Consider the following 23,360-nt stretch of genomic DNA (forward strand, 5'->3'; position numbering starts at 1 on the left):
TTTCCGATCCGGCCGGTCCCTTCGCATTTGCCGTCATGTCTCCACGACCGACCTTAGCACCAAGATGGCGGCGAATGCGCGTCAATGAAAGCGCCTACAGTCAAACACATTGTCAACGCTGGATAAACAAAGAGCCCCGCGCATTGCACGGGGCTCTTTTCGATACGGTACGCGCAGATTATTGAATCTGCATCCGCATCTCGTCACGCTGCTCGCCATAGGTGGCCTCATCGTAGGCGGGCTGCTGCTCCAGCTCTTCCTGCGTAAACTCAGTATAGAGATAGAGCGAGTCGTTGCCGTCGGTCATGAAGGCGAGATTGTCCATGCCGATGGCGACCTCTTTCTCGCCAACGCCCAGGAAACCGCCCACATCGACGATAATGGCGTCGACCTGACCGTCCTGAGACACGATCACATCACCGATCTCGCCAATATTCTCTTCATTGGCGCCGAACACCGTGGTGCCGGTCAACTGTTCGGTGCTGACCTGATCGGTCGGCATTTCTTCCAGCGTGGACCGATCAATGGCCGAAGTCTGCGTGTCGTCGGTCATAGGCTCTTCGGTCGCAGGGGCCTCAGCGGTCTCGTCAGAACCCGCCGCCGGAGCTTCCGTGCCGGCCATCTCATCGCCGCCGGCCGCTTCGTCGCCCGTCGCAGGCGCTTCCGTTTCGGGTGCCGGGGCGGCTGCCATGTCGTCGCCGGTTGCGGCGTCACCGCCACCCATCGTGTCGGTGGCCGGGGCCATGGCCGTCTCGCCAGCACCTTCCTCGGTCTCGACCGGGGCATTCGCGAGGTCGTCCTTGGAAGCCGGTTTGGTTTCCTTCACATCGGCATCGGCCGGCATCGGCTGATATGCCGAACGGTCGAACTCTTCCTGTGCTTTCAGGGCATCGGCCGTGGTCTCGACGATCAGCCAACGGTCGCCATCCTGTTCGGCCCATTCGGCGAGATCGTACTCAAGCGCCACTTCTTTCTGGCCGATACCGAGGAAACCGCCAACGCCAACGACGATCGCGTTTACTTCGCCATTTTCGTCGAGCACGAGATCGGTCACCTTGCCGATATTCTCGGCTTCCTCGCCAGTGCCATTGTAAACCGACTTGCCGATCAGATTTGTGGCAAGATTACCCTCGGCGCGCACCACCATTTCGACGGGCTGCTCGGTCGGAGCCGCCGTGGGTGCGCCGGTGGAAGGAGCGGTGGAGGTCTGAGCGACCGCACCGGTCGCGACAAGCGTTGCAATCGCGGTGGTCGCCAAAAGGTTGCGGAACATGATAAGCTCTCCATGTGCAGTGTTTCTGTACAGGCCGCGCATCGAACGAACCTGCCAGGGAAGATCGTTGCGCGGCCATTTGCATCCTTAAAACGCGCCGCCTCGTTTCTAGTTCCGCCGTCATTTCGAAAGCTTCGCCGAACTTCGCAGGGAACCTTTCCGCAGACCGTTCCTTATGAGCGGGATACCGCAAAACGTCGAGGCACACATCAATGCACGTTCTGGCCATCCTCAACCGCAATGGCGGAACGCTCCGCACCCTCGACACCGAAGCTCTCGCAAGCGAAATGAAGGTCATCTTCGAGGCCGCCGGACATTCCATCGACATCAGACTGTGCGAGGGCAAAGACATCGTCCGGGTCATGAAAGAAGCCGCCAACGACGAAACGTCGCAGATGCTTCTCGCCGGTGGCGGCGACGGCACGATCTCGCTCGCTGCCAGCCTGCTGGCGCATTCGGACAAGGCGCTCGCCATCCTGCCTGCCGGTACGATGAACCTGTTCGCGCGCAGCCTGGCTATTCCCCAGGAACTGCGTCCCGCCATGGAAGCCCTGGCCCAGGGCACCGTCCGGAAGGTCGATATCGCCGATGCAGACGGGACATATTTCGTGCATCAGCTCTCCATCGGCATGCATCCCAAGCTCATCCGCTTGCGCGACCGCATGGCGTTTCGTTCACGACTGGGAAAGATCGCCGCTTCGGTCCGTGCGGCGTTCGTCACCATTTTCCGCCCGCCGAAACTCGAGCTCGAACTCGAGATGTCCGGGTCAAAACTGCTGGCCACCACATCGAGCCTGGCAATCACCAACAACCTCTATGGCGAGGGACAACGCCTTCCCTTTTCCGACCGTCCCGACGGCGGTCAGCTCGGCATCTACATCACGCATGCACGCACGCGCGCCCAGATACTTCTCTTCTTCTTGAACATGGGGATCGGCCGTTGGCGGAAGAACGAGCAGGTGGAGATCCACCAGGCAACGGAAGCGACCGTGCGCATCCGTTCGAAACGGCGACGCTTCAAATGCGCCATCGACGGCGAGCTGCGCCCGCTCCAGCACGAAACGCGGATCAGGCTTCACCCCGGAGCGCTGCGCGTGGTGGCCCCTCGGACCGACGACCCACAAGAATAAAAAAGCCCGGCCGGTATGAACCGGCCGGGCTCGTCCCGCCGCGGGATTAGCGTCCTCAGTCGGAGATGATCGCCCTCAGCATCCAGAGCGCCTTCTCGTGGAAGGTCAGCCGGTCGGTGAGCATGTCGGCGGTGACAAGGTCGCCCTTCTCGTCGGCCCGGGTGCCGATCGCGCGCATTTTCCGCACGGCCTCCTCATGGTCATCCACCAGGTCCTGAACCATTTCGAGAGCAGAACGACCGGATGCGCGAAGCTCAATCGACGTATCGACACCCTTGCCGGCCAGAATGGGCGCATGATGGCCCAGCGCGCGCACCCGTTCGGCGATAATGTCGGTGGCCTCGAACAACGCGTTGTACTGTTCCTCGGTCAGCACATGGATCGAGTGGAAAAGCGGGCCGACCACATTCCAGTGATAGATATGCGTCTTGATCAGCAGCCTATAGGTGTCGACGAGTATTTCCGACAGGCCGGCAGCAATGTCCTTGCGATCGGCATCGGACAGTCCGATGTCCATTTTCTCCGCATGCGCTTTCGGCTTGAGAACTTCAGCGGCTTCGCTCATGGGTTTCTCCTTTCTTGAAACGCTCGGGAAATGCTGGCCGGTTCAGCCAGCCGGCTCATCTTCGGAGGCGGGCAGTTCGATCGCCTGCTCGTCGTCGAGGATGATGCCGTAGACTTCGACACCCCACCAGACGAGGGCAGCCAGCAAAAGACCGCACACCAGAACCATCAGAACAGGGAACCCGCGTCGTCCCTGGCGGGCTTCCTCGGGCGTTGTCTTTTTCTCTTGCTCAGGCATGGTCACCGCTCCTGTTCTTTCCCTCGATCAATGCCGGGGACGGAAGAGAGTTCCATGACCGTGTCGGGGACGCCGTTCCGGATCTGCGCTCGGTCAGCCGTCTTCTTCCGGGTCGTGACCAGCGTTTTCCCGGTAGATCGCATAGCCGAGAACCGCCAGAACCGGCAGGGCGACGGTGCCGAGCCGCCCGGTTCGGGCCAGAAGCGTCGGCAGCAGCGTCAAAGCCGCAGTGCCAGCCAGCACACCCGCATCCGACACGCGGCGGCGCCGTGCCCGACGCGACTGGATCCGCCCCCATATTTTGAGGCCGACGAGAACGACAACGGCCATCGCCACGAACGCGATTCCGAAGCCGAGCGCGGCTTCTATGACACCCCATTGTTGCGACGCCGCGACGAAAGCCGCCAGAACCAGAAATCCAAAACCGAACAGGCCCAAAAAAGCGGCCAACGCGTAGAATATGGTCGCGACCCGCAGGCGCCGAACCACGCCGGAAAACTCTCCGGCGGCCAGAGAGGCCAAAAGCCTTGCCATCATGGCGAAAGCCTAACGTCGCGTTGCAAGCGCGATGAGGAAACCGGCCCCCACGGCCAGCGCCAGCGAAGTGAACGGACGCTCGCGCACGGTGCGCGACAATTCCTGCTCCAGTTCGTGTGTGCCATCCCTGACACTGTTCAAGGCGGCCTCGCCCTGTCCGCGCAGGTGCTCGATGCGTTCGCTCGCCGCCTTGCGTGCGGCATCGCCGGACTGGCCACCCATATCCTTGAGATGATTGACCAGCTGCGTCATGTCGGCACGCAGCTGCTGGATGTCTTTTTCCAGATCGCCCGTCGTCACATCATCGCTTTTCTGGGCTCGTGCGGATTTCGCTGCCGTCGCTGCCATTTGTGCATTCTCCGTTGTTTCGATCACAGGCCAACGCGAAACATTCCGTGAAGTTCCCTTTTGCAAGGAACCATTTGCCGGGGCTTGCGCTTTCCATTCAGACCTCGTCGGAAAAGTTGCATGGATCAATCACCCCAGACACGCCCGGGCAAACGCTCGCACATCACAACGCTCGACACCGCGCTGTCCTACAGCGCGCAACTCTCGATCCTGTTTCTGGGCCTACTGGCCTTGTTCATCATGCTGCATTACGGCCGTTTCCTGCTGGCGCCCTTCTCGCTTGCGGTCTTCATCGGACTGATGCTCGGCCCCATCGCAACGCGGCTGGACCGGTTGGGCGTCTGGCCGGCCATTTCGGCAATCGCGGTGGTGTTGCTTTTCATCGCGCTTGTCAGCGGTTTCCTGACGGCCATCGCAGCCCCCCTGGCGGCCTGGGCCGACCGCCTGCCCCAGATATGGAGCAAATTGCAACTGCAGCTTTCGAACCTGCGGCAACCGCTCGAGACGATCAAGGAATTGCAGGGGCAGATTCGCTCCGTCACCGGTGGCTCGAGCGTCACGGTCGCGGTGCAAGAGGACACGACCATGGAGAATGTCGTCGTGCTCGCGCCGTCGCTTCTGGCACAATTGCTGATCTTTTTCGCGAGTCTTTATTTCTTCGTCGCGACCCGTCACGAAACGCGCGCGACCATTCTGCGCCTGTGCTTCAACCGCCGCCTGCGCTGGCGGGTGGCCCATATCTTCCGCGACGTGGAGAACGCAGTTTCGGACTATCTGCTTTCGATCACGATCATCAATGTCGGACTTGGCATCGCCGTCGGCATTGCAATGTGGATTCTCGGCGTGCCATCCCCGGCCCTTTGGGGGGCGATCGCGACGTTGCTCAACTTCGTGATTTACATCGGGCCGGCGGTGATGGCCGTCATTCTCCTGGCCGTGGGCCTGGCAACCTTCGACACACTGACGGCGAGTTTTCTGCCTCCCCTGACCTATCTAGCACTCAACGCGACGGAGGCGCAGTTCGTCACCCCCACCGTGATCGGCCGCAGAATGACGCTCAATCCGTTCATCGTTTTTCTCGCGATTGCATTCTGGCTTTGGATGTGGGGGCCAATCGGCGGCTTCATCGCCATTCCGGCGCTGCTGACCATTTATGCCATCGCCGGCAACATTATCCCCGGCATCGAGCCGCCGGCACCCGCCAAGTCGCGCCCGCGGGAGCGACAACCCGTGCCGCCCACACCTATAGAAAAGGCCGCTTCGCCCCTGAGCCGCCCGTCCAGCCCGCCAATTCGGCCAAGGCCTCCGGATTGAGTATCTTGCAACCCCCGTCTTCCCACTTCAGATATTTCCGGTCGACAAGACGGGCGATTGTCTTGTTCGTGTGAACCAGAGATATGCCCAACGTATCGGCCACATGTTGTTGAGTGATCGCCAGCGTTCCGTTCTTCGTCAGCCCGCTTTGCCGGCTGCGCTCGAGGATGAAAACCAACAGATAGGCGACCTTTTCGAGTGCCTTACGCCGCCCGACCGTGAGCAGATTGTCATCGAGCATGCATTCTTCGCGTGAAGCAATCCACGTGATGTCATAGGCAAGTTCGGGGAATTTCCTGTAGAGCGAGAACAGCTCCGCCTTCTCGAACACGCACAGAACCATGGGCGAAAGCGCCTCGACGGAATGTTCCATTTCGCCCAACAAGCTACCCTGAAGACCGACAAGATCTCCCGGCATCACATAGTTCACGATCTGGCGGCGCCCGTCTTCGAGAAGTTTGTAACGAAAGCCCCAGCCGGAGAGAACCGTATAGAGATGCGGATTGTGCGCGCCCTCGACCAGTACGGTCGCACCCCTCTTTACCGCGAGATCGCCCTTCTTGAAACGGCCCATAAATTCGAGCTCGTCCTCCTCGAAATCGCGGAAACCGTCGCGTTTTCGCAAAGGACATTGTTCACACGGCAGGCTGTTGTGAGCGAGTTCTTGTTCTTTTGTCACGGCTAAACCCCTATCCCCTATAAAGAAGAAAGCCGCCCGGCGCCATCCGGTTCCTGCAAACCAAACGGCCATGTCTTTTTTTAATGACAATTCAGTCAACTAATGAGAATTCAAGAGGAACAGATTCTCTGGCTTCGGAAGGATGCCCATTTGAAGAAAACTCTGGATGGCGCACGCGTCCTTCTGGTCGAAGACGAAGCTCTAATCGCCATGAACATCGAAGAGCTGTGCAAGGAATATGGCGCCGAAGATGTCGTGACCGTCACGACATTCGACGCGCTCGGACCGGAGGTCCTCGACACGAGCCGGATCTCGACGGCCATTCTCGATATCAAGATTTCCGACAACTGGACGGACGAGTTCGCCCGTTTGCTACAGAGCCGGCATATACCTTTCATTTTTGCGACCGGTTACGCCGCAAATCATCAGGTGTTCGAACCCTTCAACGGCGTTGCCATCGTCGAAAAGCCCTATAAGGACAGCGATCTCATCAAGGCGCTCGCGCAGGCGATCGGCTCGCCGCCCGCCGTTGCCGGGGACCGAGCGGATTAAGCGGTAAAGACCGAATTCGTGATCTGGGTCGAGATCGCGTCCGGCCCGAAATCGTTCTCACCCGAAATCTCGAGAATTTCCTGCAGCCGCGCGCGGGCGCGGCTGACGCGGCTTTTGATCGTGCCGACGGCGCAGTCGCAGATTTCGGCCGCCTCCTCATAGGAAAACCCGGAGGCGCCGATAAGGATTATCGCTTCCCGCTGATCTTCGGGCAGCAGCTCGAGCGCGCGACGGAAATCCTTGAGATCGACAGACCCCTCCTGAGCGGGATGAACGGACAGGCGCCCGGTGATCGCGCCATCGCTGTCTTCGACCTCGCGTTTCCGCTTGCGCATCTGCGAATAGAATTCGTTGCGCAGGATCGTGAAAAGCCATGCTTTCAGATTGGTGCCCGGCTGGTAGCTGTTCTGCTTGTCCCATGCCTTGACGAGCGCCTCTTGAACCAGATCGTCCGCCCGGTCGGCATTCTTCGACAACGAAACCGCGAAGGCCCGCAAACTCGGCACGGCAGCCAGAAGGTCATCACGAAAGCCAGGATACACACTCATAGAATTCAATCCTTGTTTCCGGCGGTATCAGCACTGTTCTTCCGCTCCAGCTGATTCAGGAGGTCGCTGAACCGATCCGGAATGTCTTCCGCGATCAAGTCGTCGTAATATTGTCTGAGCTTGCGCCCGATTTCGGAGTTGGCCCCAAGCGGGTCGTTTTCCTTCCCCTGCTTGTCCGCGCTCCGCCGGGTATTGGTTTTGCCGTAGTTCATGCCTTGTCTTTTTCCATATAACCTGCCTCCCATCGGCCCGGCGCCGTCCGAGACGCCGAACCATCACTGTCTCGCTGGAGGCCCAACGCGGCCAATCGGAAATCGTTCCGTCGCCACGGAACATTTTCGCCGGCCCGGCGTTCCAACCAGGATAAATGCACGTTGTTAACATTGCCACGTCACGAGGGAGACTTGAAATCCATGACTTTGTCAGCGCGTATCGCTCCGCATCTTCCATATCTGCGGCGCTTTTCAAGAGCCGTCTCCGGCTCTCAATCGAGCGGTGATGCATTGGTGGCCGCCGCGCTGGAAGCGTTGATCGCCGATACGAGCATCTTTCCCGAAGCGTCGACCGACAAAATTGCGCTCTTCAGGCTGTTCACGTCACTTTTCGAAACGCTGGATATTCCCGTACCGGAAACCGCTCCCACATCCGCATGGGAACAGCACGCTTCGAACAATCTTTCCTCACTCGCACCGCGGCCACGTCAGGCGTTCCTTCTGGTTGCCGTGGAGAGTTTCCGCCCGGAAGAAGCCGCCGAGATCCTCGAAACCGACATTCAAGGCATCAACGCGATGCTGAAGGAGGCAAGCGAGGAAATCTCCCGCCAGGTCGCAACGGATATCCTGATCATCGAGGACGAACCCCTCATCGCCATGGATATTGAGGAAATGGTCGAAAGTCTGGGTCATCGGGTTGTCGGAAACGCCCGCACGCACAAGCAGGCAGTGGAGATGTTCTCCAAGACCCAGCCGAAAATGGTGCTTGCCGATATCCAACTCGCCGACGGCAGTTCCGGCCTCGACGCTGTGAACGAGATTCTCGAAGGCGCGACCGTTCCCGTGATCTTCATCACCGCGTTCCCGGAAAGGCTGCTGACGGGCGAGCGCCCGGAACCGACCTTCCTGGTCACCAAACCGTTCAGCCCGGAAATGGTGAAAGCGCTTATAAGCCAGGCGCTGTTCTTCGACCATCAGGCACGCGCGGCGGCCTGACCCGAAAAGCAGCGCCCATGTCTCAAAAGCCGCCTCCGGGCGGCTTTTTTTGTAGTCCCGCATCTTCGGCAGGGAACCAAATCCAGAAAGGGCACGTTTAAACAGCATAGCTAAACGGAGAGACAGAATGCTTTACTGGGCCCTTATATTCCTCGTCGTGGCGCTTATTGCCGGCGCACTGGGTTTCGGCGGAATTGCCGGCGCTTCGGCAGGCATCGCACAGATCCTCTTTTATATTTTCCTCGCCCTGCTCGCGATCTCCCTCATCATGGGACTGCTGAGAGGACGCGGGTAAACGCGAACGCGCTCGTAAACGAAAGCGGCACCCGGAGAAACGGACCATCCATGGCTACCGTTTCGCGGAGATGATGAAAGGAGAAAGCCATGGAACACATTGCTGCGCTTCTTCTGATTGTCGGTTGCTCCGGCGACACGGCCGAGTGCCGCGAGTTGCCCGCCCCCACACCGGTCTACGAAACCTTCGAGGAATGCGAGGCGGAAAGGCCCGTATCGTTGCGCGAGCTGGAAACGGAAGCGCCACGTGTGATGGCGACCTGCGTGTATGTCGACCCGGCGCTCGTCTATGACGATGCAGTTCTGGAATGGGACGTCACAACGGACGGCAAGCTGACCGCCTCCATCGAGCCGGTGACAAGCTTCGAAGTGGCGCGAAACGAGCACGCGCGGCACGACCGTACCGCCACCGAATAACGAATGGCGGTGTCCAACGAAAAGCCCCGGTCGAACCGGGGCTTTTTTCATTCAAACGTTCAGGCAACAGCTCAGACTTCGCGGATCGCGTAACCGGCACCGCGAATGGTGCGGATAACATCGGGCAGACGTCCCTGATTCACGGCCTTGCGCAACCGCCCCACATGGACGTCGACCGTGCGCTCATCGATGTAGATCGTCTCGCCCCAGACATTGTCGAGCAACTGGCTGCGCGAGAACACGCGGCCCGGGTGTTGCATCATGAATTCCAGAAGGCGGAACTCGGTCGGCCCCAGACGGATCTCGCTCTTGCGGCGGTAGACGCGATGCGATTCGCGATCGAGCACAATGTCGCCGACCGACAAGACCGTCGACAGCACTTCAGGCTTCGCGCGCCGCAAAAGCGCGCGGACGCGCGCCACGAATTCCGGCGTCGAGAACGGTTTGACCAGATAATCGTCGGCACCGGTGGAAAGGCCGCGCACGCGGTCGCTTTCCTCGCCGCGCGCGGTGAGCATGATGATCGGCAGGCGCTCGGTCTCGGGACGCATGCGCAGCCGGCGGCAAAGCTCGATGCCGGAGACCGCTGGAACCATCCAGTCCAGGACCAGAAGATCAGGCACGTTTTCCTGCAGGCGTACCTCGGCTTCATCGCCGCGCGAGATCATCTCGACATGGTAGCCTTCGGCTTCCAGATTGTACTTCAGCAACACGCAAAGCGGTTCGTCGTCTTCAACGACCATGACCTTGGGGGCAATCATGGCAGGCATTCTCCTCGGGCAGTGCTACGGCCGTTCATGCATCGGAATCGACCGTCATCTGTGTTTCGTCGAGCTTCGGTCGCTGAACCGGAAGCTGGGACCCCGTCACCACATAATAGGCATTCTCGGCGATGTTCGTCACATGATCGCCGATGCGTTCAAGATTCTTGGCGCAAAAGAGGAGATGCGTGCACGATGTGATGTTGCGCGGATCTTCCATCATATAGGTCAGCAATTCGCGGAAAACCGACGTGTACTGGATGTCGATCTTCTCATCCTCGTCGCGCAGCCGGATTAAGGCTTCGGCATCGCGCTTCACATAATGTTCGACAACGGCGTCGACCTGGTGCAGCACCAGACCGGCCATGGCATCGATGGAATGCGCGAGCGTGCGCGGCGTGGCGCTTTGCCCGACCGCGCCGACGCGTTTGGCGATGTTCTTGGCGAGGTCGCCGATGCGTTCGAGATCGGCGGCCATGCGGATCGCGCCGACAACGCTGCGCAAATCCTGCGCCATCGGCTGGCGCTTGGCGATCAGCGTGATGGAGCGCTCGTCGAGATCGCGCTGCTTGGCATCCATGATCGTGTCGTCAGAAATGACGCGTTGCGCCAATGCCGTGTCGGAGTTGAGCAACGCATTGGTCGAAGCGCGCGTCATCGCCCCGGAGAGATCGCCCATGTCGCGGATGAGACGGTCGATTTCACCGAGTTCCTCATCGAAGGAGCTGACTGTGTGCTCGCCCATGGTCTGTTTCCTTATCTATGCGGTTGCCGCGCCGTCAGCCGAAGCGTCCAGTGATGTAATCCTGGGTGCGCTTGTCATCCGGATTGGTGAACATCTTGTCGGTCGGACCTTCCTCGACGAGGTTGCCGAGATGGAACATGGCCGTGCGCTGCGAAACACGCGCCGCCTGCTGCATGGAGTGCGTCACAATCACGATCGTGTAGTTCTCGCGCAATTCGTCGATCAGTTCCTCGACCTTGGCCGTGGCAATGGGATCGAGGGCCGAGCAGGGCTCGTCCATGAGGATAACCTCGGGCGAAACCGCGATGGCCCGCGCTATGCATAAGCGCTGCTGCTGGCCGCCGGAGAGCCCGGTGCCGGGTTCATGCAGCCGGTCCTTCACCTCGTTGAAGAGGCCCGCCTTCTGCAGGCTTGCCTCGACGATCTCGTCGAACTCCGACTTCTTCGCGGCCAGGCCGTGAATGCGCGGGCCGTAGGCGATGTTCTCGTAGATCGACTTGGGGAAAGGGTTCGGCTTCTGGAACACCATGCCGACACGGGCACGCAACTCCACCACGTCGATCCTGGGATCGTAAACATCCTCGTCGTCGAGCGTGATCCTGCCGGTTATCCGGGCTATATCGATCGTATCGTTCATGCGGTTCAGGCAACGCAGAAAGGTGGATTTGCCACAGCCCGAGGGTCCGATCAGGGCCGTCACCTGGTTTTCGCGAACGTTCAGATTGACATCGAAGAGCGCCTGTTTCTCGCCATAGAAGACACAAACGTCTTCGCCGCGCATCTTGAGCGCATCAGGCTTTCGGCTCGCATCCAGTGCGTCTTCGACAGCAGCATCCGTGAGCATATTCATGTCCTTCCACTCCGTTACCAGCGACGCTCGACGCGCCGCCGCAGAATAATGGCGGTGATGTTCATCACGGCGAGGAACAGCAACAGCACGATGATAGCGCCCGAGGTGCGTTCGACAAACGCGCGTTCGGCCTCGTTCGCCCACATGTAGATCTGAACCGGCAGCGCCGTGGCGGGATCGAGCGGCGTGGTCGGGTAATCGGCCACGAAGGCCACCATGCCGATGAGAAGCAGGGGAGCCGTTTCGCCAAGCGCCTGCGCCAGACCGATAATCGTGCCCGTCAGAATGCCGGGCGCGGCCAGCGGCAACACATGGTGGAACACCGTCTGGGTGCGCGAGGCGCCAAGACCGAGTGCGGCCGAGCGGATCGACGGCGGCACGGCGCGCAGCGCGGCGCGCGTTGCGATGATGATCGTCGGCAGCGTCATAAGCGTCAGCACCAGACCGCCCACCAGCGAGGCGGAACGCGGCAGGTGCATGAAGTTGATGAACACGGCCAGGCCGAGAAGACCGAAGACGATGGACGGAACGGCCGCCAGATTGTTGATGTTGACCTCGATCAGATCGGTCAGCTTGTTCTGCGGCGCGAACTCCTCGAGATAGATCGAGGCGGCCACGCCGATAGGCAGGGCCAGAAGCAGAACGATCAGCATCATGTAGAGCGACCCGACGATGGCGACGCCCATGCCTGCCGTTTCGGGACGGCTCGACGCGCCGCGGGTGAAGAGACCGGTGTTGAAGCGTTGCTCCAGAACGCCATCGGCCTCCATGGTGCGGATCCATTCGAGCTGCTGGTCAGACACCTTGCGGCGGCTTTCATCCACCTCGAGATTGACCTGCCCCTTGATGGCCGAATCGACATCGCCGCTCGCCAGCACCCACACATTCCGCGTCGTGCCGATGATCGACGGATCCGCCACCACCATATCGCGCAACTGCGTGCGTACGCCGTTTGAGATCAAACCGCCCGCCTCGCGAACGAGCCTGCGGTTCTCCGGATCGATGCCGAGCCTGGCAACGAGCGCGTCGGCCGCAAGCTTCGGATAATTCGCGGTCAGAAGCGTGTTCGGATCGGTCGCGCGCTCATTGTCCGGGTCGATCACGCTTTCGGCGAAGGTCACGTCCAGATTGATCGAGCTCTGCCAGAAAGCGGTATAGCCGTTGGAGAAGACCGACCACAAAAGCGCGGCCAGGAAGAAGATACCGACGGCGATGGCGATGATGCCGTAGATCCGGAAGCGCTGCTCCGCTGCATAGCGCTTCTTGATGCCGATGTCGCGCCGCGCGGTTGCCCGGGGGGCATCGCCCCCTTTGTAAACAGCGTCGCTCATTCGTATTGCTCCCGGTATTTGCGCACGATGTAGAGCGCGAAGACATTCATGCCGAGGGTGAGCACGAACAGCGTCATGCCCAATGCGAAGGCCACCAGTGTTTGCGGGGACGTGAACTCCAGGTCGCCGGTGAGCTGGTTGACGATCTTGACCGTGATCGTCGTCATCGCCTCGAACGGGTTGAGCGTGAGATTTGCGGCAACGCCGGCGGCCAGAACCACGATCATGGTTTCACCGATGGCGCGCGAGGCCGTGAGAAGCAGGGCGCCGACAATACCTGGCAGGGCCGCCGGCAGAATGACCCGTTTGATCGTTTCGGATCGCGTCGCACCCAGCCCCAGCGAACCGTCGCGCATGGTGCGCGGCACGGCGGTGATGATGTCGTCGGAGAGCGAGGAGACGAACGGTATGAGCATGATGCCCATTACGAGCCCTGCCGTCAGAACGCTCTGCGCCTGGATGAAGCCCGGCCCGCCGGCGATCGCCCCGCTCATATCACGCAGAAACGGACCCACCGTGACCAAGGCGAAGAACCCGTAGACGATGGTCGGGATGCCGGCCAGAACCTCAAGCAGCGGCTTGACCACCGAACGGACCCGCTTGGACGCATATTCGGCCATGTAGATCGCCGCCATAAGACCGACCGGAACGGCAAACAGCATCGCCACGAAAGCGATGTAGACCGTGCCCGCCAGAAGCGGAATGAGGCCGAACTGCCCCTCCTGCGCTTCGGCGCCGGCGGCGGCGAAGCGTGGATCCCACACAGTTCCGAAAAAGAAGTTGCTCAGCGACACCGAGCGGAAAAAGTGAATCGTTTCGAAGAGCATCGAGAAAACGATGCCGACCGTCGTCAAAATGGCAATGGTGGAAGCGGCCAGAAGACCCCAGGTGATAACGCGCTCGACATTGTTTCTGGCGCGGCCACGCGGACGAACGCTTCTCAAACCGAGATAGGCGCCTCCCAGCGACATCAGGATCGCGATCACCGTGCCGATCATCGCTGCATTGTCCTGCATGGCGTTGAGATCGGTCGCGATGGGGATCATGTAGTCCTGTGTGTCGGAGGCCAGGGCCACGCCACGTTCCGCAAGAATCGGGCGCAGATCCTCGAAGCGTGTCGGAAGCTCAGCAAAGGCGGGATCGCCTTCGATCCGGCGCAGCCCCTCGGCGAGATTGCGCACCATGCCCAACGCCAGTGAGCGGCTCGCAATGGCGCTGTCTTCCGCCTGCGTGGGCATGCGTTCGCTGATGGCGCGATCCACATAGGCATAGCTGCCAGCCGACCAGGCCACCAGGAAAAGCAGTGCCGGCAAAACCGCAAGCAGGAACACCCACCAGCCGTGATAATGTGCCCGCGAATGCGGCTTCTCGGTCGCAGCGGCGCTCTGCTTTCTGGCACGCGCATTGCCAAGCACGTAACCGACGACGCCGATGAACACGATGATGGTAAGGAGAAGTCCCCAGGCCACGAAGCCCCCTCTCCGGCATAGGCCGGCCGTTCAGTTCAGAACATTTCCACCAAGAGCGAATGCAGGCGACTTCTGTCGCCTGCATCGTCATGCGAAAACCGGATTACATGGTCTCGCCGGCTTCAAAAGCCTTGCGCTGAGCGTCACGCTCCGCATCCGGAGCCGGTACCAGACCATAGTCGGCGAGCGGGCTCTCCGGGCCGACCATCTGATCGTCGAGGAAGAACTCGACATATTCCTTGAGGCCCGGAACGACACCGATATGCGCCTTCTTCACATAGAACTGAAGCGGACGCGATACAGGGTATTCGCCAGCGGAGATCGTCTCGACCGTAGGCGTGATCTCGTTGATCGTGGCAACCTTCAGCTTGTCGGCATTGTTTTCGTAGAAGGAGAGGCCGAACACGCCGACGCCGGTCTTGTTGGCATCGATGCGGGCGAGCGTCTCGGTATAGTCGCCGTCGATGTCAACCGCGCCACCGTCCTTGCGGACCGCAATGCAGGCGCTTTCGGCAGCATCTTCGTCGAGACCGGCAGCCTCGGCCGCCTTCAGGCCCTCGGCGACTTCACAACCGGCGGCAAGAACCTTTTCTTCGAACACTTCGCGGGTGCCGTGCTTTTCACCCGGGATGTAGGCGACGATGTCCCAGTCCGGCAGGTCCGGGTTCACCTCGTTCCATTTCTTGTAGGGATTGTCGACGAGCTCGCCGTCGACAGCGACCTTGGCGGCGAGTGCCTTGTAAACGTCGACCGGCTCGAGCGCCCAATCCGGACCCTGGATATCCGTAGCGAAGACGATGCCGTCGTAACCGAACTGGACTTCCTGAATTTCCGTTACGCCGGCTTCGGCGCAGGCGGCAACTTCCTTTTCGCGGATCTTGCGCGAAGCGTTTGCAATGTCGATCGTGGCTTCGCCGACGCCCTTGCAGAACTCTTTAAGGCCCGCGGACGAACCACCGGACTCGACGACCGGAGTCTTGAAGTTCGGGAAGGTTTCGCCAAAGTTCTCGGCGACGATCTTGGCATAGGGGAGAACGGTCGACGAACCGGCGATCTGAAGCTGATCGCGGGCCGCAGCCGCACCGACCGCACCGGCAAGGGCGATCGTGGCCGCCGAAGCGGAAAGAAGGAATTTGTTCATTGGAGACAGCTCCCTGTTCGGAATTCGGTCAGACGCCCTCTCGGCGTCGGGGAGCGGAATAACAACTCTGTGTAACAGTTCCATGACAGTTACGTGTCAGCCCGATTACGAACGAAAACTCCAGACATTTTCGGCAGAGCAATGCCAATCCGCGCGCCTTCGATCGACCGTTATATTGGCCGTCATACCCATACGGATGACGAAATGCATGTCGACCACAATATGGTGGAACAGCGGAGACCGTCGCGAAAAGCCGGGCGGGGGAACGCCATATAAAATGGCAAATCACACTTGGCTGGGTCTAAAACCCGGATGAATCCTGTTGGGGCTCGTTTGGATCACCCATGGCCCGCGAGATCTCCACCCGCCCGGAAAAAATCGGCCGATGTCGACCAATTATCTCAACTTTAGTGAGAGCCTTGTTTTCTCTAAATGGTGCGATCACGCCAGTGGATGAGAATGTTGAATATGAACGGGAAAATCGATTTTCTTCAGGTTCTTAATAATGGCACCGGGATCATTTTGCGGACGACAATGCAGGTGAAAATTTCACCCAGGAGTTGATCTTTTCCAAAAGCGCCCGCGGACTGATCGGCTTGGAAAGATAATCGTCCATCCCCGCCTCCAGACAAAGCTCCCTGTCCCCTTTCAGAGCATGCGCGGTTACCCCGATAATCGGCACCCGCGCAGAAGAACCTTGCTCAAGCCGGCGAATTTCCCGCGTCGCTTCCACACCGCTCATCCCCGGCATCGAGACATCCATGAGGATCACGCCAGGGTTGCAGCGCTGCCGCGCGGTCACGGCGAGCCTGCCATTCTCGACGATTTCGAAACGCAGATCCGCCTCGCTCAGAATCTGGCGGAAAACGAGTTGATTCACCTCATTGTCTTCCGCGACGAGTACATCGATGCCCGCGGAGGCCTGCGCCTCGGGCTCAGACGCAATCAGATCTTCCTCGGCTACATCGCCCGGCTCTTCGCCGGTGTGTGCGGGATCGCGATGCGCCACCGTGCCGTCCTGGGCGTCGGCGGCCGGCACCTCAGCCTTCTGTATGGCGCCGATGACCGCTTCCAGAAGCGCCGAAGAACGCGCGGGCTTGATCAAGTGGGACGCGATCGACAATTCGCGCGCGCCGAAGCCGGAAAGCGACTGGTCGACCGATGTGAGCAACACCACCGGAATATGGGCGATCGGAGCCTCGGCCCGCATCGCTTCCACCATGTCCAGCCCATTCATGCCCGGCATCTGATAGTCGACCACCACACAATCGACGCGCAGGCCCAGCTCCGCCGCGACGCGCAGCACATCCAGCCCTTCCCGCGCATCGCGTGCAACACAGGCATCGAACCCCCAATGCGCCATCTGCTCTCCAAGAATCATCCGATTGACGGCATTGTCGTCAACGACGAGAACCCGAGCGTTCGAGACTTCCCTCGGCGCAAGCGGCTGGGGCGCGGCGCCGGCGGCCTTGGGCAATGTCAGCGTGAACCAGAAGGTCGAGCCGCGTCCCTCGACGCTCTCGACGCCGATCTCGCCCCCCATCAGATCGACCAGACGCGACGTGATCGCAAGGCCGAGGCCCGTTCCCTCGTGGCGACGTGTCGACGACGCGTCGACCTGGCTGAATTTGTCGAAGATCAGATGCCGTTTTTCCTGCGGAATACCGATGCCGGTATCGGTGACGCTGAACTGGAGTGCGAGCGCGCCGTCCGGCGTATTGCTGCCGCTGACATTGACCAGAACATGCCCTTTTTCGGTGAACTTGACACCATTTCCCACGAGATTCGTCAGAATCTGCCGCACCCGGCCGACATCGCCGACAACGGCCCGCGTGATTCCGGGATCCACGCGGACAATCAGTTCGAGATCCTTCTCCTTCGCGCGTGAGGACATGAGTGTGACCACATCGCCCACCGCCTCGCCGAGGTAGAAGGTCTCGGCTTCAAGAACGATATGTCCTGCGTCGATCTTGGAGAAGTCCAGGATATCGTTGATGATGGTAAGAAGGGCGTTGCCCGACTTCAGGATGATATCCGCGAAGGTTTTCTGCTTGGCCGTCAACTCGGTCTTGGCCAGCAACTCGGTCATGCCGAGCACCCCGTTCATCGGCGTGCGAATCTCATGGCTCATATTGGCCAGGAACTCCGACTTTGCCCGGTCGGCGAGAATCGCCTCCTCGCGCGCGGCGTGCAATTCTTCCTCGCGCTGCTTGAGTTCGGTGATGTCGACGCGCACTCCCACGAAAGTGCCGTCTTCCGTACGCGTGTCGATCGCCTTGAACCAGCGCCCATTGGCATGGCTGCGCTCGAATATTCGATGGCGCACATGATAGGACCGCAGATAGCCTTCGATCCAAGCTTCGGGGTCCGTGTCGTAGAGCGCGTCCAGATCCGGGTCGCCGCTCTGCCGGAAATAACCGGCATCGTGCGCCAGTTCGACCGCATCGCGCAGGGACTTGCCGGGCTGCATGGCCGGCACCATGGCCGGCAGCGCCTCGTGCAGTTTCCGATTGGCCAGCACATACTGATCGTCGCGATCGTAGATGACGACGCCGGCGGGAAGCGATTCCAGAACTTCGGCGAGCTGCCGGCGCGCATCTTCAGCATCGTTTTCGCGCTTGCGGATATCGGAGATGTCGAACAAGGCGCCGACCACGTAAGGTGTCCCGCTCTCGGTCTCCACGCGATGCTTGCGCACGATCCGGTATTTGCCGATGCCCGGCTGCTCGAAATCCTCCTCAACCTCGAAATCCTCATGGGTATCGAGCACCTGCCGTTCGCTGGCCTCGAAACTCCGGGCCAATTCCGGCGACGTGTAGTCGGCGGCACGGCGGCCGAGAATATTATCGGCGTCCACGCCGAGCGTGCGCTTGAAGGCACGATTGACGAGCACGAAGCGGAGATCCTGGTCCTTGGCAAAAACCGGATTGGGCAGTTCATCCAGAATGGCCTCGGCAAGCTTGGCGGTCTCGAGCGCCGCTGCCAGCTCGTCCTCATGGCGCTTGAGCTTGGTGATGTCCGTGCAGATGCCGATCGTCCCGCCATCGGCAATCCGTTTTTCGCGGTGCATGATCGAGCGCCCGTCATTGAAGCGGATCACGCTTTCGAAAGTGTCTTCGTTTCGGCGCAGTTCCAGCACCTGTTGAAGCCAGTCTTCCGGCTCGAGCCCATCCCGGAACCAGATGTCGCGCTCATTTCCCGCGCGCAGCAAATCCTCGAACGAAACGCCGGGTCGAATAACGTCTTCCAGCCCCGTATACATATCGATCATCGCCTGGTTGCTCAGCACCAGCCGATCGTCCGTATCGTAGTAGCAGAATGCGTCGCGAGTGACGTCGAGCGCCGCCATCAACCTTGCGAGGTGGCCGTCACTGCCGGAAAAACGGTCGGGGTGAAAGGCGTCATCCGTGTCGCCCTGTCCGTCATGGCGCAGATGCTCCATCATGGGGGTGACGTTCTGAGCGACGCCGCGATACCCCAGAAACCGGTTCCGATCTCCGAAAACCGGGAACCCCGAAACGGAAACCCAGCGGCATTCCTCGGGTCCGCCTTCGAGATCGTAGATAAACTGCTGAAACGGCGCGCGCGCGGCCAAGAGTGCCTCATGCGCCTGCACGTCGCCGACCGGATGAAACGCATTGCGAACCAGCGTGATGCGCGATCGGCCTATGAACCGCTGCGGATCCAGGCCCGTGACGTTTCTGAATTCCTCGGAGATCCAGGTAAGCCGGTGTTCGGCGTCGGTTTCCCACACCCAGCCGGACGCGGAACGCAACAAGTCGACCAGTTCGTTCCCGCGAAACCGCTGTTCAACGTCTGAGCCCCAGCCGGTACCCAAATTTTACGCTCCCTTGCAAGGCACACTACGAGCCTTCCCGCGACTTCAACGCATCGGTGCCAGTGTGATGATCAAGGCTTAACGATTTGCAAAGCATAAGAAGGGATCGCGGAAGCATCTTCGCAAACGGAGCTTGCCTGTCGCTGGAATAGCGGACGGACCACCAAAGAATGCCAAGGAAGCGCGTAAGGAGAAATGGCACTCCCAAGGGGACTCGAACCCCTGTTTCCGCCGTGAGAGGGCGGCGTCCTAGACCGCTAGACGATGGGAGCGCAGCGATTGCGGCGATATAGTCGCCTTCGCCGGCAAATGCAACAGCGCTTTTGCGGTCTCTATAAATTTGGCTGCAAAAGATCCCAGAGATTGCCGTAGAGATCGGCGAAGACGGCCACGGTGCCGTAGGTTTCCACACGCGGTTCCTCGCGAAACATTACGTTTGACGCCCGCATCGCGCGATAGTCGCGCCAGAAATCATCCGTATGCAGAAACAGGAACACGCGCCCGCCAGCCTGGTTGCCAACACGCGCCGATTGCGCGGCATCGGCAGCCCTGGCCAGCAGCAACGCGCCGGGAGCGCCGGCTTCGGGCGCCATCACGACCCAACGCTTCATCTCGGTAAGAACCGTGTCCTCCAGTACCTGAAAGCCCAGCTTTTCCCGATACCAGGCAATCGCCTCGTCATAGTCGCGAACGACAAGCGTGGTGAGTGCGATGCGACGGCTGGCCATCACCGAGGCCGAAGTTCAAACCGCGCGCCCATTTTGCCACTCGCAAGATCGTAGAGGCGCAGTTCCTCGCGGCCATCCGGCAGGCGCAGATGCAGCGAGACGCGTGTGCCATTCAGCGAATGCGACACCACACGCGCCCCTTCCGGCAAGGCGATCGATTCTTCTACCGTTTCGCCCGGCAAGGCGACGGCTGCAGCCGGCTCTTCCGGCCGCTCGTTCAGCGTCTTGTAGACAAAGGCGAGCACGACAGCCATAACCGCTGCGAAAAGGATGGCCAGATTGATGCCCATGAAGCGGACCATCTTGCGGCGCACGCGCTCGGCCGCCGGATCGAGCGCTTCCTGCTCCATGTCTTCCTGTTCTTCTGGCCTGGCCATGTCTCACCGTTTCGAAAGCAATTCCAATGGGCGATCCTGATACCGAAGAGCACAACGAATGGGAAGACGCCGACGCACGCAAAACGTTTAGCGTCGGTCCCGAAGAAGCCGGAGAAAGGCTGGACCGGTGGCTTTCCGGACGATTGGGCGTGGCGGTCTCACGCAGCCGTGTACAGGCGCTCATCCGCGCCGGCGCCGTGACGCTGGACGAAAAGCCGATCACCGGCACGAAGCAGAAAGTGGCGGAAGGCGAAACCTACGCGCTGACGGTTCCCGAAGCGGAACCGGCCGCGCCCGAGCCGGAGGCGATACCGCTCGAGATTCTGTACGAAGACGATGCACTGATCGTGATCAACAAGCCGGCGGGACTGGTCGTCCACCCCGCCCCCGGCAATTGGTCCGGCACCCTGGTAAACGCCCTGTTGCACCATTGCGGCGCCTCGCTTTCCGGCATTGGCGGCGTACGCCGGCCGGGCATCGTCCATCGTCTCGACCGCGACACGAGCGGCGTTATGGTGATCGCCAAATCCGACAGGGCCCACCGCATATTGTCGGAGGCATTCGCCGATCATGGCCGCAGCGGCGATCTGGAACGCGCCTATACTGCGCTGGTGTGGGGCGCTCCGGAACGCATGTCGGGCACGATCGACGCGCCGCTGGGACGCCATGCGCAAAGCAGGACGCTGCGCGCCGTGGTGCCGGCGGGCCGCAGCGACGCACGCCATGCCGTCACACGCTATCAGGTGCAGGCGCGCTTCGGATTCGACGGCAACGGAAGCGCGCTGGCGGCAAGGGTGGAATGCAGGCTGGAAACCGGGCGAACACATCAGATTCGCGTTCATATGGCCCATATCGGACACCCGCTGATCGGCGACCGGGATTACGCCCGCGCCTTCCGCACCAAGGTCAACCGCCTGCCCGACCAAATCCGCCCCACAGTCGCCGCTTTTCCGCGCCAAGCTCTACATGCACGCCTTTTGGCGTTCCGCCACCCGGAGAGCGGCGAACTCATGCGTTTCGAGGCCGAGCCTCCCTCCGACATGGTGGCATTGACAAAGGCACTGGATATTTTGTAATCATCGGTACAATAATATTGCGCACCGGATGGTGACGTAATGTTGACAGTAGATTGAAACTTTAACCGTCGGAAATCGTTCCTATATAGGATATGGTGCGTTGCATCAAAGATGGTCGCACTATCTCTCATAACAGCAAGCGCCATTTTCCCAAGGCGCCCCGCATGAGGGCATATCCGGCAAAGGAGGGTGCTTAAATGGCCCAAACATTACCCAGCATCGCTTCGGGCGAAGGCGGGCTGACCCGCTATCTGGAGGAGATTCGCCGCTTCCCCATGCTTCAGCCCGAGGAAGAGTACATGCTCGCCAAGCGCTATTCGGAGCATGACGACACCCAGGCGGCCCATAAGCTCGTGACAAGCCATCTGCGGCTCGTGGCCAAGATCGCCATGGGTTATCGCGGTTACGGCCTGCCTATCGGCGAGGTCATCTCGGAAGGCAATGTCGGCCTGATGCAGGCCGTGAAGAAGTTCGAACCGGAGCGCGGCTTCCGTCTCGCCACCTATGCAATGTGGTGGATCAAGGCCTCGATCCAGGAATATATCCTGCGCTCGTGGAGCCTCGTGAAGATGGGAACCACGGCGAACCAGAAGCGCCTGTTCTTCAATCTGCGCAAGGTGAAAAGCAAGATTCAGGCTCTCGACGACGGCGACCTCAATCCCGAACAGGTTTCCGAGATCGCGACGCGGCTCAATGTCAGCGCGGAAGAGGTGGTGTCGATGAACCGCCGCCTTTCCGGCGACGCTTCGCTCAACGCGCCCATCCGGGCGACGGAAGGCGAATCGGGCGAATGGCAGGATTGGCTGGTCGACGATGGCGAGAGCCAGGAAGACATGCTCGTCGAGCAGGACGAACTGGAAACGCGCCGCCAGATGCTCGGCGATGCGATGTCCGTTCTGAACGACCGCGAGAAGCGTATTTTCCAGGCACGCCGTCTTTCCGAGGACCCGCTGACCCTGGAAGAGCTTTCCGGCGAGTTCGACATCAGCCGCGAACGCGTGCGTCAGATTGAGGTGCGCGCCTTCGAGAAGGTGCAGGAAGCCGTGCAGAACTCGGCGCGCCAGCAGGCGATGGCCGCCAAGGCGCAGGCCGCCGAAGCCCACCGCCAGGCCGGCGCCTGAGCCGAAAACGAACGCATTGTATGAATACAGAAAGCCGGCGGTTTTCCGCCGGCTTTTTTGTTGGGTGACATGTCAAACCCAGTCGTCAGGCGAAAGCATCCGACCAATGGCGCACGGCTGAAGACGTCGAACGCCGGACACTGGCAATCCCGTCAGCCGCTCGAGGCGTTCTGCCAGGCGTTCAGAACGTCGATGAAGACCTTCTCGCCGGGAATACCCTTTTCGATGGTGATCAACGCACGGCGACCGGATTTGTAGACCACCGGAATGTCAATCCAGCGCTGGCGACGCAGCAGGAGCATGTTGGTCTCTGTATCGGCGGTGCTGTCACTGAGCGCCACGAGGAAGAAGCCATCGGCGATCTTGGCTGGAATGCCAAGAAGCGGATTGCCCGTATCCTGCTCGGATCGTTTCAGCGAAACCCGCAGCACATTGTCGATGCCGCCACCGTCGAAATTGTCGGGAGTCAGGAAGATGATCTCGAGGATATGGCTGGCCGGCAGCGATTCATCGGCATTGCGCCTGACGGTCATTTTGAGCTGCAGGTTTTTCTCGGGAATCGTCGCCTCGGCACGGATGGCCGGTTCCGGCGGGAGGTCGTTGCCCGGCGATTCCTGCACGACCGACCAGACCACCGCCCCCAGATCCGCAGATCCCTGCGAAACACTGGTGCGCTCTTCGTAATAGATCGCCTTCTGTCCCACGGGCAGGGCCTCGCTCGCACCGGCATTGTCGGCCGCGCCATTCTGAGCGGGAGCGGGCTGCTGCGATGCCGCAGCGTCTTCACCCTGGGCCGTCGCCTGCGCGACCGAGGTTCCCTC

At 60.5% G+C, this 23,360-nt stretch carries 25 protein-coding genes, 1 tRNA gene and 1 pseudogene; 8 read left to right on the plus strand and 19 right to left on the minus strand.

The features are described from left to right. Nucleotides 1–178: 178 nt before the first annotated feature. Nucleotides 179–1,273 carry a PRC-barrel domain-containing protein gene (locus tag QZ638_RS06975; protein WP_295808328.1) on the minus strand — a complete coding sequence of 365 codons (1,095 nt, stop codon included), beginning with the start codon at nucleotides 1,271–1,273 and terminating at the stop codon, nucleotides 179–181. Between the two features lie 212 nt (nucleotides 1,274–1,485). Between QZ638_RS06975 and QZ638_RS06980 the strand changes: the two genes are divergently transcribed. Then, nucleotides 1,486–2,403 (plus strand): diacylglycerol kinase family protein, encoded by a 918-nt coding sequence (locus QZ638_RS06980; protein ID WP_295808329.1) that lies wholly within the window; start codon nucleotides 1,486–1,488, stop codon nucleotides 2,401–2,403. A 55-nt stretch (nucleotides 2,404–2,458) separates the two neighbouring features. On the opposite strand, the gene QZ638_RS06985 is transcribed toward QZ638_RS06980, so the two are convergent. The 4 genes from QZ638_RS06985 to QZ638_RS07000 form a co-directional block, all read right to left on the minus strand. Then, complete coding sequence (locus tag QZ638_RS06985; RefSeq protein WP_295808330.1) at nucleotides 2,459–2,968, minus strand: DNA starvation/stationary phase protection protein; 510 nt, start codon at nucleotides 2,966–2,968, stop codon at nucleotides 2,459–2,461. Between the two features lie 42 nt (nucleotides 2,969–3,010). Next, a complete protein-coding gene (locus QZ638_RS06990) occupies nucleotides 3,011–3,205 on the minus strand; it encodes a hypothetical protein (protein WP_295808332.1) in 195 nt (64 codons plus the stop codon). Between the two features lie 93 nt (nucleotides 3,206–3,298). Next, the gene (locus QZ638_RS06995) at nucleotides 3,299–3,742 is read right to left on the minus strand and encodes a hypothetical protein (protein ID WP_295808334.1); all 444 of its coding nucleotides are present in this window, start codon (nucleotides 3,740–3,742) and stop codon (nucleotides 3,299–3,301) included. Nucleotides 3,743–3,751: 9 nt separating this feature from the next. After that, a complete protein-coding gene (locus QZ638_RS07000) occupies nucleotides 3,752–4,090 on the minus strand; it encodes a hypothetical protein (RefSeq protein ID WP_295808335.1) in 339 nt (112 codons plus the stop codon). Between the two features lie 120 nt (nucleotides 4,091–4,210). Here QZ638_RS07000 and QZ638_RS07005 point away from each other — a divergent pair, with 120 nt between their 5' ends. Continuing rightward, the gene (locus QZ638_RS07005; RefSeq protein ID WP_295808337.1) at nucleotides 4,211–5,404 is read left to right on the plus strand and encodes an AI-2E family transporter; all 1,194 of its coding nucleotides are present in this window, start codon (nucleotides 4,211–4,213) and stop codon (nucleotides 5,402–5,404) included. Here the strand turns inward: QZ638_RS07005 and QZ638_RS07010 are convergent. Then, nucleotides 5,334–6,083: a Crp/Fnr family transcriptional regulator gene (locus QZ638_RS07010; protein WP_295808338.1), complete on the minus strand. Its 750-nt coding sequence runs from the start codon at nucleotides 6,081–6,083 to the stop codon at nucleotides 5,334–5,336. The two genes, QZ638_RS07005 and QZ638_RS07010, sit on opposite strands and share 71 nt — an antisense overlap. 150 nt (nucleotides 6,084–6,233) lie before the next feature. On the opposite strand from QZ638_RS07010, the gene QZ638_RS07015 reads away from it, so the two are divergent. After that, nucleotides 6,234–6,635, plus strand: a complete 402-nt coding sequence (locus tag QZ638_RS07015; protein ID WP_295808340.1) for a response regulator — start codon at nucleotides 6,234–6,236, stop codon at nucleotides 6,633–6,635. On the opposite strand, the gene QZ638_RS07020 is transcribed toward QZ638_RS07015, so the two are convergent. Both QZ638_RS07020 and QZ638_RS07025 read right to left on the minus strand, forming a co-directional pair. Then, entirely contained in the window at nucleotides 6,632–7,183 is a 552-nt protein-coding gene (locus tag QZ638_RS07020) for a sigma-70 family RNA polymerase sigma factor (protein ID WP_295808341.1), read from the minus strand. The two genes, QZ638_RS07015 and QZ638_RS07020, sit on opposite strands and share 4 nt — an antisense overlap. Before the next feature lie 5 nt (nucleotides 7,184–7,188). Then, entirely contained in the window at nucleotides 7,189–7,395 is a 207-nt protein-coding gene (locus QZ638_RS07025; protein WP_295808343.1) for a NepR family anti-sigma factor, read from the minus strand. Nucleotides 7,396–7,596: 201 nt separating this feature from the next. On the opposite strand from QZ638_RS07025, the gene QZ638_RS07030 reads away from it, so the two are divergent. The 3 genes from QZ638_RS07030 to QZ638_RS07040 all read left to right on the plus strand — a co-directional run bounded on the left by QZ638_RS07030 (nucleotide 7,597) and on the right by QZ638_RS07040 (nucleotide 9,102). Next, nucleotides 7,597–8,391, plus strand: a complete 795-nt coding sequence (locus tag QZ638_RS07030) for a response regulator (protein ID WP_295808345.1) — start codon at nucleotides 7,597–7,599, stop codon at nucleotides 8,389–8,391. Between the two features lie 127 nt (nucleotides 8,392–8,518). Beyond that, on the plus strand, nucleotides 8,519–8,686 hold the full coding sequence (locus QZ638_RS07035) for a DUF1328 domain-containing protein (RefSeq protein WP_292897873.1): 168 nt from the start codon (nucleotides 8,519–8,521) through the stop codon (nucleotides 8,684–8,686). An 89-nt stretch (nucleotides 8,687–8,775) separates the two neighbouring features. Continuing rightward, nucleotides 8,776–9,102 carry a hypothetical protein gene (locus QZ638_RS07040; RefSeq protein WP_295808349.1) on the plus strand — a complete coding sequence of 109 codons (327 nt, stop codon included), beginning with the start codon at nucleotides 8,776–8,778 and terminating at the stop codon, nucleotides 9,100–9,102. Nucleotides 9,103–9,173: 71 nt separating this feature from the next. Here QZ638_RS07040 and phoB read toward each other — a convergent pair whose 3' ends face one another. From phoB to QZ638_RS07090, 10 genes are all read right to left on the minus strand, one after another. Beyond that, the gene (phoB, locus tag QZ638_RS07045) at nucleotides 9,174–9,860 is read right to left on the minus strand and encodes a phosphate regulon transcriptional regulator PhoB (protein WP_295808368.1); all 687 of its coding nucleotides are present in this window, start codon (nucleotides 9,858–9,860) and stop codon (nucleotides 9,174–9,176) included. A 37-nt stretch (nucleotides 9,861–9,897) separates the two neighbouring features. Continuing rightward, nucleotides 9,898–10,608 (minus strand): phosphate signaling complex protein PhoU, encoded by a 711-nt coding sequence (phoU, locus tag QZ638_RS07050; RefSeq protein WP_295808350.1) that lies wholly within the window; start codon nucleotides 10,606–10,608, stop codon nucleotides 9,898–9,900. A 34-nt stretch (nucleotides 10,609–10,642) separates the two neighbouring features. Continuing rightward, nucleotides 10,643–11,458 carry a phosphate ABC transporter ATP-binding protein PstB gene (gene pstB / locus QZ638_RS07055; RefSeq protein ID WP_295808352.1) on the minus strand — a complete coding sequence of 272 codons (816 nt, stop codon included), beginning with the start codon at nucleotides 11,456–11,458 and terminating at the stop codon, nucleotides 10,643–10,645. Between the two features lie 14 nt (nucleotides 11,459–11,472). Then, entirely contained in the window at nucleotides 11,473–12,789 is a 1,317-nt protein-coding gene (pstA, locus tag QZ638_RS07060; protein WP_295808354.1) for a phosphate ABC transporter permease PstA, read from the minus strand. Next, nucleotides 12,786–14,258 (minus strand): phosphate ABC transporter permease subunit PstC, encoded by a 1,473-nt coding sequence (gene pstC, locus QZ638_RS07065; RefSeq protein WP_295808355.1) that lies wholly within the window; start codon nucleotides 14,256–14,258, stop codon nucleotides 12,786–12,788. The genes pstA and pstC overlap by 4 nt, the downstream gene beginning before the upstream one ends. 103 nt (nucleotides 14,259–14,361) lie before the next feature. Then, on the minus strand, nucleotides 14,362–15,399 hold the full coding sequence (locus QZ638_RS07070) for a substrate-binding domain-containing protein (RefSeq protein ID WP_295808357.1): 1,038 nt from the start codon (nucleotides 15,397–15,399) through the stop codon (nucleotides 14,362–14,364). 517 nt (nucleotides 15,400–15,916) lie between these two features. After that, the gene (locus QZ638_RS07075) at nucleotides 15,917–19,177 is read right to left on the minus strand and encodes a response regulator (RefSeq protein WP_295808360.1); all 3,261 of its coding nucleotides are present in this window, start codon (nucleotides 19,175–19,177) and stop codon (nucleotides 15,917–15,919) included. 256 nt (nucleotides 19,178–19,433) lie between these two features. After that, a tRNA-Glu gene (locus QZ638_RS07080) sits at nucleotides 19,434–19,509 on the minus strand. Nucleotides 19,510–19,569: 60 nt separating this feature from the next. After that, a complete protein-coding gene (locus QZ638_RS07085; RefSeq protein ID WP_295808361.1) occupies nucleotides 19,570–19,965 on the minus strand; it encodes a VOC family protein in 396 nt (131 codons plus the stop codon). Beyond that, nucleotides 19,965–20,342, minus strand: a complete 378-nt coding sequence (locus QZ638_RS07090; protein ID WP_295808363.1) for a fimbrial protein — start codon at nucleotides 20,340–20,342, stop codon at nucleotides 19,965–19,967. Before QZ638_RS07090 ends, QZ638_RS07085 begins: the two co-directional genes overlap by 1 nt. A 26-nt stretch (nucleotides 20,343–20,368) precedes the next feature. Between QZ638_RS07090 and QZ638_RS07095 the strand changes: the two genes are divergently transcribed. Together QZ638_RS07095 and rpoH are read left to right on the plus strand one after the other, a co-directional pair. Beyond that, nucleotides 20,369–21,418: an RluA family pseudouridine synthase gene (locus QZ638_RS07095; RefSeq protein ID WP_295808364.1), complete on the plus strand. Its 1,050-nt coding sequence runs from the start codon at nucleotides 20,369–20,371 to the stop codon at nucleotides 21,416–21,418. A gap of 197 nt (nucleotides 21,419–21,615) precedes the next feature. Then, nucleotides 21,616–22,539 (plus strand): RNA polymerase sigma factor RpoH, encoded by a 924-nt coding sequence (rpoH, locus tag QZ638_RS07100; RefSeq protein ID WP_295808366.1) that lies wholly within the window; start codon nucleotides 21,616–21,618, stop codon nucleotides 22,537–22,539. Between the two features lie 152 nt (nucleotides 22,540–22,691). Here rpoH and QZ638_RS07105 read toward each other — a convergent pair. After that, a pseudogene (locus tag QZ638_RS07105) lies at nucleotides 22,692–23,360 on the minus strand (hypothetical protein); the annotation flags it as partial.

The sequence above is a fragment of the uncultured Nitratireductor sp. genome (genome assembly GCF_913053745.1).
Lineage (GTDB): Bacteria > Pseudomonadota > Alphaproteobacteria > Rhizobiales > Rhizobiaceae > Nitratireductor.

Bases quoted from the DNA above. Each gene is read 5' to 3' on its own strand.
- QZ638_RS06975 (WP_295808328.1), bottom strand. From the start codon at position 1,273: ATGTTCCGCAACCTTTTGGCGACCACCGCGATTGCAACGCTTGTCGCG.
- QZ638_RS06980 (WP_295808329.1), top strand. From the start codon at position 1,486: ATGCACGTTCTGGCCATCCTCAACCGCAATGGCGGAACGCTCCGCACC.
- QZ638_RS06985 (WP_295808330.1), bottom strand. From the start codon at position 2,968: ATGAGCGAAGCCGCTGAAGTTCTCAAGCCGAAAGCGCATGCGGAGAAA.
- QZ638_RS06990 (WP_295808332.1), bottom strand. From the start codon at position 3,205: ATGCCTGAGCAAGAGAAAAAGACAACGCCCGAGGAAGCCCGCCAGGGA.
- QZ638_RS06995 (WP_295808334.1), bottom strand. From the start codon at position 3,742: ATGATGGCAAGGCTTTTGGCCTCTCTGGCCGCCGGAGAGTTTTCCGGC.
- QZ638_RS07000 (WP_295808335.1), bottom strand. From the start codon at position 4,090: ATGGCAGCGACGGCAGCGAAATCCGCACGAGCCCAGAAAAGCGATGAT.
- QZ638_RS07005 (WP_295808337.1), top strand. From the start codon at position 4,211: ATGGATCAATCACCCCAGACACGCCCGGGCAAACGCTCGCACATCACA.
- QZ638_RS07020 (WP_295808341.1), bottom strand. From the start codon at position 7,183: ATGAGTGTGTATCCTGGCTTTCGTGATGACCTTCTGGCTGCCGTGCCG.
- QZ638_RS07025 (WP_295808343.1), bottom strand. From the start codon at position 7,395: ATGAACTACGGCAAAACCAATACCCGGCGGAGCGCGGACAAGCAGGGG.
- QZ638_RS07030 (WP_295808345.1), top strand. From the start codon at position 7,597: ATGACTTTGTCAGCGCGTATCGCTCCGCATCTTCCATATCTGCGGCGC.
- QZ638_RS07035 (WP_292897873.1), top strand. From the start codon at position 8,519: ATGCTTTACTGGGCCCTTATATTCCTCGTCGTGGCGCTTATTGCCGGC.
- QZ638_RS07040 (WP_295808349.1), top strand. From the start codon at position 8,776: ATGGAACACATTGCTGCGCTTCTTCTGATTGTCGGTTGCTCCGGCGAC.
- phoU (WP_295808350.1), bottom strand. From the start codon at position 10,608: ATGGGCGAGCACACAGTCAGCTCCTTCGATGAGGAACTCGGTGAAATC.
- pstB (WP_295808352.1), bottom strand. From the start codon at position 11,458: ATGAATATGCTCACGGATGCTGCTGTCGAAGACGCACTGGATGCGAGC.
- pstA (WP_295808354.1), bottom strand. From the start codon at position 12,789: ATGAGCGACGCTGTTTACAAAGGGGGCGATGCCCCCCGGGCAACCGCG.
- QZ638_RS07070 (WP_295808357.1), bottom strand. From the start codon at position 15,399: ATGAACAAATTCCTTCTTTCCGCTTCGGCGGCCACGATCGCCCTTGCC.
- QZ638_RS07085 (WP_295808361.1), bottom strand. From the start codon at position 19,965: ATGGCCAGCCGTCGCATCGCACTCACCACGCTTGTCGTTCGCGACTAT.
- QZ638_RS07090 (WP_295808363.1), bottom strand. From the start codon at position 20,342: ATGGCCAGGCCAGAAGAACAGGAAGACATGGAGCAGGAAGCGCTCGAT.
- QZ638_RS07095 (WP_295808364.1), top strand. From the start codon at position 20,369: ATGGGCGATCCTGATACCGAAGAGCACAACGAATGGGAAGACGCCGAC.
- rpoH (WP_295808366.1), top strand. From the start codon at position 21,616: ATGGCCCAAACATTACCCAGCATCGCTTCGGGCGAAGGCGGGCTGACC.